The sequence below is a fragment of the Salinihabitans flavidus genome, assembly GCF_900110425.1.
GTDB lineage: Bacteria > Pseudomonadota > Alphaproteobacteria > Rhodobacterales > Rhodobacteraceae > Salinihabitans > Salinihabitans flavidus.
The window spans coordinates 1-8,766 of sequence record NZ_FODS01000055.1 but is presented as its reverse complement, the minus strand read 5'-3'; the positions used below and the strand labels follow the sequence as shown (position 1 = coordinate 8,766).

Annotated in this window: 10 protein-coding genes; 5 read left to right on the top strand and 5 right to left on the bottom strand. The window is 59.8% G+C overall.

The genetic code is table 11. From position 1 onward, the window contains the following. From BMW66_RS19390 to BMW66_RS19380, 3 genes are all read left to right on the top strand, one after another. Nucleotides 1–247: ZIP family metal transporter (locus BMW66_RS19390; RefSeq protein ID WP_217639355.1), on the top strand; the 247-nt coding region annotated here is incomplete at its 5' end. Between the two features lie 22 nt (nt 248–269). After that, the gene (locus BMW66_RS19385) at nt 270–1,139 is read left to right on the top strand and encodes an MBL fold metallo-hydrolase (protein ID WP_093120798.1); all 870 of its coding nucleotides are present in this window, start codon (nt 270–272) and stop codon (nt 1,137–1,139) included. Continuing rightward, on the top strand, nt 1,136–2,413 hold the full coding sequence (locus tag BMW66_RS19380; protein WP_245729568.1) for an MFS transporter: 1,278 nt from the start codon (nt 1,136–1,138) through the stop codon (nt 2,411–2,413). The genes BMW66_RS19385 and BMW66_RS19380 overlap by 4 nt, the downstream gene beginning before the upstream one ends. Before the next feature lie 6 nt (nt 2,414–2,419). Here the strand turns inward: BMW66_RS19380 and BMW66_RS19375 are convergent, their stop codons facing one another. Further along, the gene (locus tag BMW66_RS19375) at nt 2,420–3,235 is read right to left on the bottom strand and encodes a formate/nitrite transporter family protein (protein WP_093120797.1); all 816 of its coding nucleotides are present in this window, start codon (nt 3,233–3,235) and stop codon (nt 2,420–2,422) included. Nucleotides 3,236–3,595: 360 nt separating this feature from the next. Continuing rightward, nucleotides 3,596–4,900, bottom strand: coding sequence for an ATP-grasp domain-containing protein (locus BMW66_RS19370; RefSeq protein ID WP_093120796.1), 1,305 nt, complete (start codon nt 4,898–4,900; stop codon nt 3,596–3,598). Between the two features lie 290 nt (nt 4,901–5,190). On the opposite strand from BMW66_RS19370, the gene BMW66_RS19365 reads away from it, so the two are divergent. After that, nucleotides 5,191–5,586, top strand: coding sequence for an ectoine synthase (locus BMW66_RS19365; RefSeq protein WP_093120795.1), 396 nt, complete (start codon nt 5,191–5,193; stop codon nt 5,584–5,586). A 163-nt stretch (nt 5,587–5,749) separates the two neighbouring features. Next, nucleotides 5,750–6,757 carry a zinc-binding metallopeptidase family protein gene (locus tag BMW66_RS19360; protein ID WP_245729567.1) on the top strand — a complete coding sequence of 336 codons (1,008 nt, stop codon included), beginning with the start codon at nt 5,750–5,752 and terminating at the stop codon, nt 6,755–6,757. A gap of 170 nt (nt 6,758–6,927) precedes the next feature. Here BMW66_RS19360 and BMW66_RS20200 read toward each other — a convergent pair whose 3' ends face one another. From BMW66_RS20200 to BMW66_RS19345, 3 genes are all read right to left on the bottom strand, one after another. Beyond that, a complete protein-coding gene (locus BMW66_RS20200; protein WP_139196318.1) occupies nt 6,928–7,491 on the bottom strand; it encodes a hypothetical protein in 564 nt (187 codons plus the stop codon). Nucleotides 7,492–7,510: 19 nt separating this feature from the next. Further along, nucleotides 7,511–8,212, bottom strand: coding sequence for a hypothetical protein (locus BMW66_RS19350; RefSeq protein WP_139196316.1), 702 nt, complete (start codon nt 8,210–8,212; stop codon nt 7,511–7,513). Between the two features lie 273 nt (nt 8,213–8,485). Further along, nucleotides 8,486–8,766, bottom strand: a 281-nt coding sequence (locus tag BMW66_RS19345) for an integrase core domain-containing protein (RefSeq protein WP_139196255.1), incomplete at its 5' end; no start/stop codon positions are given.

The window sequence follows — 8,766 nt, the reverse complement described above, 5'->3', positions numbered from 1 at the left end:
GCTCTGGGCGATCTTCACCAGCCTGCCGCAGCCGATCATGGCCGCGCCCGCGTATCTGTTCGTCGAAACCTTCCGACCCTTTCTGCCCGTTGGCCTCGGCCTTGCGGCGGGCGCGATGATCTGGATAGTGTTTTCGGAACTTTATCCCGATGCCTTGGAAAAGGTCCGCCACGGATCGGCAGCGACCGCCGTGACGCTGGCCTTCTCGGCCATGATGGCCTTCCAGATGCTCGTGCTCGCCCACTGAATTTTTGATCGAGGAGTTACCAATGTCCCCCATCGTCCGCGCCTTCTTCGACCGGCCCACTGGCAGCCTGCAATACGTCTTCCACTGCCCTAAGACGAAGAATGCCGCCATTGTCGATCCCGTCTGGAACTTCTACCCAGAGGCTGGCGCGATCACGACCAAAAGCGCCGACGAGATCCTCGCCTATATTGAGGCGGAAGGGCTGGAGGTGGTCTGGGTGCTCGACACGCACCCCCATGCCGATCATTTCTCGGCCGCACCGTATCTGTCCCAGAAGCTCGGGGCGCCCACCGCCATCGGCGAAAAGGTTACCGGCGTCCAGACGCTGTGGAAGGACCTTTATCACCTGGGCGACGATTTCCCCACCGACGGCAGCCAGTGGGACCGGCTGTTCGCCGAGGGCGACGAATTCATGGTAGGCGAGATCGCCGTGCGCGTGATGTTCTCGCCCGGTCACACGCTGGCCTCGATCACCTATGTCGCGGGCGATGCGGCCTTCGTGCATGACACGCTGATGATGCCCGAAAGCGGCACCAGTCGGGCGGACTTCCCCGGCGGCAGCACCGAGGATCTGTGGAATTCGCTGCGCGCGATCCTCGACCTGCCGGGCGACACGCGGCTTCATATCGGCCACGATTACCCCGATGACGGGCAAGCCCCGGAATACATGGCGACCGTGGCCGAACACCGCCTGCGCAACCGGCACGTCAAGGACGGCATCGGCAAGGCCGAATTCATCGCCATCCGCGATGCCCGCGACGCGACCCTACCCCTGCCGGCGCGCATGCTGGCGGCGCTTCAGGTGAACATCCGTGGCGGACGTCTGCCCGAGGCCGAGGCCGACGGGCACAGCTACCTGCGCATACCGGTCGGAAAGTTCGATCCGCGATGAGCGATCCGGTCGAAAAGGCCTTCGGCGAGATCACCGGCGCAGAGTCCGCGCAAATCAAGAAGGGCGAGGCGCGCAACGGGCTCGTGCATGTCATCGCGCTGACGCTGACCAAGACGGCCGACGCGCTGATCGACCCCAAGCTGGTGCTGTCCTGGCTTCTGACGGCACTGTCGGCGCCGGGCGCGATGATTGGCCTGCTGGTGCCCGTGCGCGAGGCGGGCGCGCTCCTGCCGCAACTGGCACTCGCCCGCCGGGTCGAGGCCAGCCCGCAGCGCAAGCGCTTCTGGGCCGCGGGCAGCGCGGTGCAGGGCATAGCGGCGCTCGGCATCGCGGCAGCCGCGATCCTCATGTCGGGCGCGGCCGCGGGCGCCGTCATCGTCGGCTGCCTGGCGGTGCTTGCCGTGGCGCGCTCGGCCGCCTCGGTCAGCCACAAGGACGCGCTGGCGCGCACCATCACAAAGCGGCGGCGCGGCGCGATCACTGGCCTGGCCGCCTCGGTCGCGGCGGTCTCGGTCTTCGGCGTGGGCCTCATGATGGCATCGGGGCTCTTCGAGGTGGCGGTTGCGCCGCTTGCGGCGATCATCGCGCTGGCGGGGGCGGCCTTCCTGCTTGCGTCAGTCATCTTCATGACGCTGCGCGAGCCCGCGAAAACGCCCGACACCGAGGATGACGACAGCAGCCTCGCGGCGCTGGTCGAGCCGATCGTCAGCGACGGGCAGTTGCGCCTCTTCGTCGCCTCGCGGGCCGCGCTGGCCGTCACCGCGCTGGCGCCGCCCTTCATCGTGATGCTGTCGGCCGCGTCGGGGCGCAGCGCGCTCGACCAGCTCGGGCCGCTGGTCATGGCCTCGACCGCGGCCTCTGTGCTGGCATCTTATGTCTGGGGCCGGCTCTCGGATCGCTCCAGCCGCCAGACACTGATGGCCGCGGGCGCGCTCGGCGCTGCGGTCTTCGCGGTGGTGGGCGGCATCGGCCTTGCGCTTGGCGAGCTTGGCGGAGCGTTTGGTGGAGCGGCGGCGATCTTCGCCGCACAGATCGCCTATGAGGGCGTGCGCGCGGGCCGCAAGCTTCACCTGACCGACATGGCCGAGGACGCCTTCCGCGCCCGATATACGGCGCTGTCGAACACGCTAATCGGGGCGGCGCTTCTGGCGGGCGGGCTGTTCGGGATCGCGGCGGACCGCTTCGGTCCGGCGCCCGTCCTGCTTGCATTTGCCGTCATCGCCGCCCTCGGCGCTGTTCTGGCGCGGGGCCTCGAGGAGGTCCAGGAGGACTGACGGCGCTCAGATCTCCTCGCGGACCTGCGCATAGGTCAGCGCCGTGAAGATGCCCGTGCCGCCCAGCACGTTGCCTGCAAGCGCTGGAAGGATGCCACCGAAGACGGCCTCGGCAAGGCCAAGCTCTCCGGACACGACCAGCACGAAGAGCTCGGTCGAGCCGGCCACCACGTGCGACATGCCGCCAAGCCCGATGATGTAGGTGATGATTACAATCATCAGCACCTCGCCGGCATCCTTCATCCTCGGCAGGATCCAGACCAGCGCGGCGATCAAAAAGCCCGCGGGAATGCCCCAAGCGAAATGCTCGAACGGGCTCGCCTCTGCATAATGGCGCGAGATGGCGAGGATACCGTCAAACCTAACCTCGGGCAGGATATGCCCATGGACCAGTACCAGTGCGGCAGCAAGGCAGCCCACCATATTGGCCGCAAACACGATCCCCCAAAGCCGCGCAGTTTGTGCGAAGTTCGACCCCGTCGGATCAAGGAATAACGGCAGGATCGGCGTGATCGTGTTCTCGGTGAACAACTGCATCCGCCCAAGGATGACGATCAGGAAGCCGACGGTGTAGCCGAGGTTGATGACCCCCGCCGCCCAATCGTCATGGGGCAGTGTCGAGGCGAGAAACCCCTTGGCCAATACCGAGGTGCTGATCGCGAGCCCGGCTGCGACGCCAGACCACCACAGCGCGCTTGCAGGACGCGATAACTCGTGCTCGCCTTCGCGGCGGATCGCCTCGAAAATGACCGAAGTGGGGACGTTTTCATAGTCGTCCGCCTGTTCTTCTTCATCGCGGTCGAGATCAGCTTCGTCGGACATCGGTCATTCTCCCGTGCTAAGAATTTCATATCCTGAGAATGCAGCTTTACAGCCAAGAATCCGAGCAAGCCAGTACGGTCAAGCCATCGTCCCACCCGCTATCTCGATCTTCAACGGCTGGCCACCATGCTTGCGCTTGATCGCACGTCTATGCGATTGAAAATTAGCTTGTTCTTTTGGCTGCCACAAACGCTTGCTTCTTCCAGTGCTCATGCGCGTTCCGTAGCTGCCCCCCGAAACGCGCAGAGGGCAGATACAGATGCGAGCCATGTCAACGGCACTTTGCCGTCAGGATGAAACCCACGTAAAGCCATAGACTTACGGTGTCAGGCAGAGGCGACGACGACACCAGCATCCTGCTTATACATAAAAGTCCAAATCTTCTTGCGCCTTGAGCAGGTCGCGCAAAATGATCGGATCGTCTCCGAAGAAGAACACTAACCCCCAGTGTGTCCCGAAGGCCGACCGATCAGGCACGGTTTCCTCCACGGGGGCCACCAGTTCGTGCCCGTCGAAGTAGGGGTGTTCTGTCGTTTCCTTTGGCATGTCCAGTTTGCTGACGACACGACGACGGGGATACACACCGAAGCAGCCCGCGTAGCCTTTTGCGTCTTCCATCGCACGCGGGAAAAAGGCGTTGACCTCCTCCTTGGTGCTCTTGGGATCGAAGACGAGAATCGAAGCCTGGTAGGCACTGAAGCCGTAAGCCCTTTCGATCAGCTCGAACGCCTTGAAGCCCGGCGGGCGGTAGGCGACCTCGCCAAAGTACATTTCCCCGTCGGAGGTCACGAAATACTCCGGATGGATCTGGCCGAACTTGATGTCGAAGGTCTTGATCAGCTTTTCGATCTGCTTGGTGATCGCATTGCGCCAGCTTTCCAGCTCGCGGGTGGCGGGCACGAAGACGGAATACCCCAGCGTCACATACTCCGAGATGTTCAGGAACTTGATTTCGCCGTCGTGAATCCAAGCCTCGACCGCGAACTCCCACCCGTCAAGGTGGCTTTCCATCAGCAGCGGATATTCTTCCTCCGGGATATTGTCGATATCCTCGATTGTCCGGATCATGCGGTGCCCGAGGCAGCCGGCCTTGTCGAAGGCCTTGACGTGGATCGGGTCGTCCGGGTCGCCGTCAAGTTTCAGCAGCGTCTGGTTCACCCGTTTCATGAAGCGGACGATGTCGTCCTTTTCGTGCGCTTCCTCGAAAATGCCCACGCGGATACCACCCAGCTGGGCGCGCCGCTTCATCAAGGCCTTGTCGCGGAACAGGACGGACTGCCCGTACATTCGGGGCTGATCCATCAGAACCGAGTTGATGGCGCCGGACCATTCGACGGTTTCCTCGAACAGGGGAATGGCCACATCCACGCCCTTGTCCTTGAGCCGTTGGGCAATCTCCATGGACCTGTCGTTCAGCCGTGCGAAATCCCACGGGATGTAAGGGATATTGTTGGCTTCGCAAAAATCCGTGGCCCAATCGGGCGCGACCACGATGTAGCGACGGTCGAATTTCTGGGCCGCCTTGATGGCGTTGACGCTCCAACCCAGCAGGGCGACGTAGCCCTTGCTCGGGTCCTTGGGCGTTTCCGTTCCGCGAACGGAATCAAGGGTCGGATCGGTCCAGTTCGAGACGTCTTTCGCGATGGGAGCTTCTGTCGATTTCAAGGTGATTTTCCTCCTGTTGAAAGATTCCGATACGCTGGCGACACATTTGGCGCGGCCAGCACATCACTGATTGTTTAGCTTTACTAAGTATAGGGCAAAACCCCGGAGCCGTCAAACCGGCCCCTGTCATCGCCTAGTAAAATGCGGAATTTCAGGAATTTTTACTGATTAATAACAATGAGTTGAAACTTAAAAAAGATGGTTCTGGCGCGTCTTCTCAAAATGCTGGTTGCCACCGTTGAACAGCGGTGCTTTACTCTGAGTCCATCACAAATGCTTAGGATTACAAAATGAAAGTTGTTCGAGTTCAAGACATCATCGGCACGGAACGCGAAGTGAATGGCCCGGGCTGGACAAGCCGCCGGATGCTGCTCAAGAAAGACGGCATGGGGTTTTCGATGCATGAAACCATCATCCCCGCGGGTGCAGAGCTGGACTTCTGGTACAAGCACCACCTCGAAGCGGTGTACTGCGTGGCCGGCAACGGCAGCATTGTGGACAAGTCCACCGGCGAAACGCACGAGATCACCGATGGGACGCTCTATGCGCTGGACAAGCACGATCAGCACACGTTGCGGGGCGGCACCGAGGACATGCGCCTGATCTGCACCTTCAATCCTCCGGTCACGGGCCGGGAAGTGCATGACAACGATGGCGCCTACCTGCCGGATCATGGCGAGGCGTAAGCGGAATAGCGCCGTTTCTTTGCAACAACCCCAGGCCGAGGTTCAGGGCCGGACGGCTCCCCTGGTTTTGGGGTGTTGCAAAGTCGCCGGGAATTGGGTGTAGAACCTCTCCGGTAGCCCGTGAGCGCTCGGTTCGCGGCTTGATCATGAAATCTGCGGCTTGGTGAATCGAGCCGCAGCAACAAACATCTGGAGCCCGTCCTGCATGCACGTCTTTTCAAACCCAATCGGAGCGGGATCGCTTTGGTTTCACAATCTTACAACGGCGGACGGAACTCCGGTCGGCTATGATCCCCAAGCCCGGGCGTTCATTCCGACGCCGCCCTTTTGCATCAACCGCGAGATCATCGGATGCAACTGGATCGCACCGAAGGAAGACGCCTTTTGTCGATCCTGTGCCATGACGGCGCTGGCGCCGAACATTTCGGTTCCCTCTGCAATCACGAACTGGGCTCAGACCGAGGCCGCGAAGCGTTGGGTGCTGGACAATCTCGGACGCTGGCACTGGTTTCGCCCGGAAGATCGCGGGACGCCACCATATTTCCACATGCTCGATGACGGGCCGACGCCCGCGGCGATGGGGCACGTGGATGGCGTGGTCACGATCAGCGTGGCCGAAGCCGATCCCGTGCTTCGCACGACGCGACGCGAAGCGCTCGACGAGCCGTATCGCACCATGATCGGCCATTTTCGCCATGAAATCGCGCATATGCTCTGGTGGCGCCTCAGCCTGCGCACCGATTTCCTGGAGGCGTTTCGCGCGGTCTTTGGCGACGAACGTGACGACTATCCAGCTGCGTTGAAATGCCACTACAGCAACGGCCCGGCAAATGACTGGAACCTGAATTACTTGACAGCGTATGCGTCGGCACATCCCCATGAGGATTGGGCGGAAACGGCCGCGCATCTGCTGCATCTGACCGACATAACGGACAGCGCAATTTCGGCGGGCCTCTCTCTGCCGGGTTTGCCGTATTCCGGCTGGGATGCCTACGCGGAACCGGATCCCATGTCGTTAATTCGGGCCGCGATCAAAGTCGTCACGATCGTAAATCACGCCAATCGTTCCATGGGCCTGGATGATGTTTATCCATTCTTGGTGTCTCGCGCCGCTCAGAAAAAGCTTGCCTTCGTCCATGAGTGGCTGCGCAGGGGCGCCCTGGGCAGATGACGGACAAGCCCGTAATGCGCAACCGACGGCCCATTGAAACCGTCATTTCATTCGTCAGTCACGAAGGTTAAGTGGACAGCCATCAACCGATTTTGCAATCGCCGCGAATGGCCGGAATGACGGGCCGCCGCGCACAATGGCAACTGGTCGTGGAGGTCGGCTTGGGGCCGTTACTCCTCGATTTTCTCACAGCGATAGAAAAGTCGTGGATCATCGCTCTGCGGAGTCGGGCCCGCCAACTCGTTGAGCTTTATCGTGACCACGACCTTCGGGTCCTGGTCGTCACTTGGAGACTGGATTGTTCTACGCTCGAAAATCAGGCAATGTGGATACTTCTTGTGAAACTCGCTAAATACGTCTCCCCGAATTTTCTGGACGGATAATGCTTCAGGATATGTGATGGCGACGGTGTTGGGTTCAATAATCGGGTCAAACTGCACTTCATAACCCAGATTTTTTCTCGCGTATTGAACCATAGGCATGAAGTGAAACGGGCCGTCAGGATTTTGCGCCGCATTTTCATTGTAGGCGGGCGGATAGTCTGGATTCGCGGCCCGGTACCCAAGATATCCTAAAACGCCAGCACCCGCAGCAACGATGCCTGACGTCACGACGAACGTGATCCATTCTTCTATCCATTTGTCGCGAAGCTTTACGGCAAGGGCTTTCCAATAGTTCCTGGTAAAGAACCCAGGAGATGCACGCTCGGAATTGGGTTCATTCGGCGCTGTCACTTCTTCGTCCTCGTCAAAACTATCTGGAGACAGAAAGGAGGAGTGTCTGCCGATGGCCGTCACGCTCGTTGATCATAACGATGCGCGGCGCGCGCAGATCGATAATTCTCGCATTCGACCCAACGCTGCTGGCAAAGAAGTCGTTGGCAGCTGATATCCCGTCTTCTGACGGTCGCACGACAGCACACCAGAAACCATCCAGTTGGAAATCAAAGCTCTGGTACTCAATGAATTCTGCCCCCTCGTCCAGCAACGCCAGACAGGATGCCATGACTGAGGGATACGGGATGCTCGAGAGCTTAGGATCGCCATCCGGGAAGGGAGATGCCGCAGCAAGAAGCGTGGCGATTGAGGACGCAAAGGCGTTCTCGGACCCATTTTGCGTTCCCAATCGGATCGCTGAGAATGACGAATTGATTGTATCCAGAGCACCGAAGATCTCTCCTTGCGGAGGGCTTCCGGATGTCCAACCGTCAACCGAAAAACGGCATCTCCGATTGTCGAAATCTTCGTCGAATACTACCTCTCTATTAGGTGCGAAAGCGACGGAAGCCTCGCTGTCGATCGGATCAGAGCAGACGACCTCATCTGCGCGCACTTCCGTCGGAATACCAAAGGCCGCCGCCAATGCAATGACCAAGGTCGCGAATGGTCGGAACGTGCTTTTTGGGAATGGCGCTTTCTGAGGATCGGAGTTCTGTGGTTTGACCAATTTTTGCATGTAAACCCCCAAGTTTAGTGCCAACGATCTTAGCATCGATCGTATAACAGGGACAGAAGTCTAAATACGGTTGCTGGCGAAAGAAATCGGTCAGTGCAGGGACGGGCCCTCGCTGACGGCCTGTCTCGAGGGCACAAGCAAGGCGCTCAGTTGGCTTGAAACTCAGAAATCTGCACCCCGGCGAACAGCAGCCGACACATTGTCCGTCGTCATATAAAATGGGACATCAGAGTGGCTTGAACATTGGAGGCTCTGGTTCGGTTGTGTGATTGATTATGCTGCTTGTTTTTGATGTTGCAAGCGGCGCTGTCGGATCGTCAGGTTCTTGATCTTCTCCCTTTCTCTCAGAATGGCCTTGTCCCGGCCAAAGTAGACGTCAGCGGGTGTGACGTTTTTCAGGCTCTCGTGGTAGCGCTGGTTATTGTAGTAGTCGACGAAGTCCCCGATCTGTCGCTCGAGATGACCGGGCAGGTAGTAATTCTCCAGCAGAACACGATTCTTCATGGTCTGATGCCATCGCTCTATTTTGCCCTGGGTTTGCGGGTGGAATGGCG

What these genes read in the sequence shown, in the direction of transcription:
- BMW66_RS19380 (WP_245729568.1), top strand. Translation starts at nt 1,136, where the DNA reads ATGAGCGATCCGGTCGAAAAGGCCTTCGGCGAGATCACCGGCGCAGAG.
- BMW66_RS19365 (WP_093120795.1), top strand. Translation starts at nt 5,191, where the DNA reads ATGAAAGTTGTTCGAGTTCAAGACATCATCGGCACGGAACGCGAAGTG.
- BMW66_RS19350 (WP_139196316.1), bottom strand. Translation starts at nt 8,212, where the DNA reads ATGCAAAAATTGGTCAAACCACAGAACTCCGATCCTCAGAAAGCGCCA.
- BMW66_RS19375 (WP_093120797.1), bottom strand. Translation starts at nt 3,235, where the DNA reads ATGTCCGACGAAGCTGATCTCGACCGCGATGAAGAAGAACAGGCGGAC.
- BMW66_RS19385 (WP_093120798.1), top strand. Translation starts at nt 270, where the DNA reads ATGTCCCCCATCGTCCGCGCCTTCTTCGACCGGCCCACTGGCAGCCTG.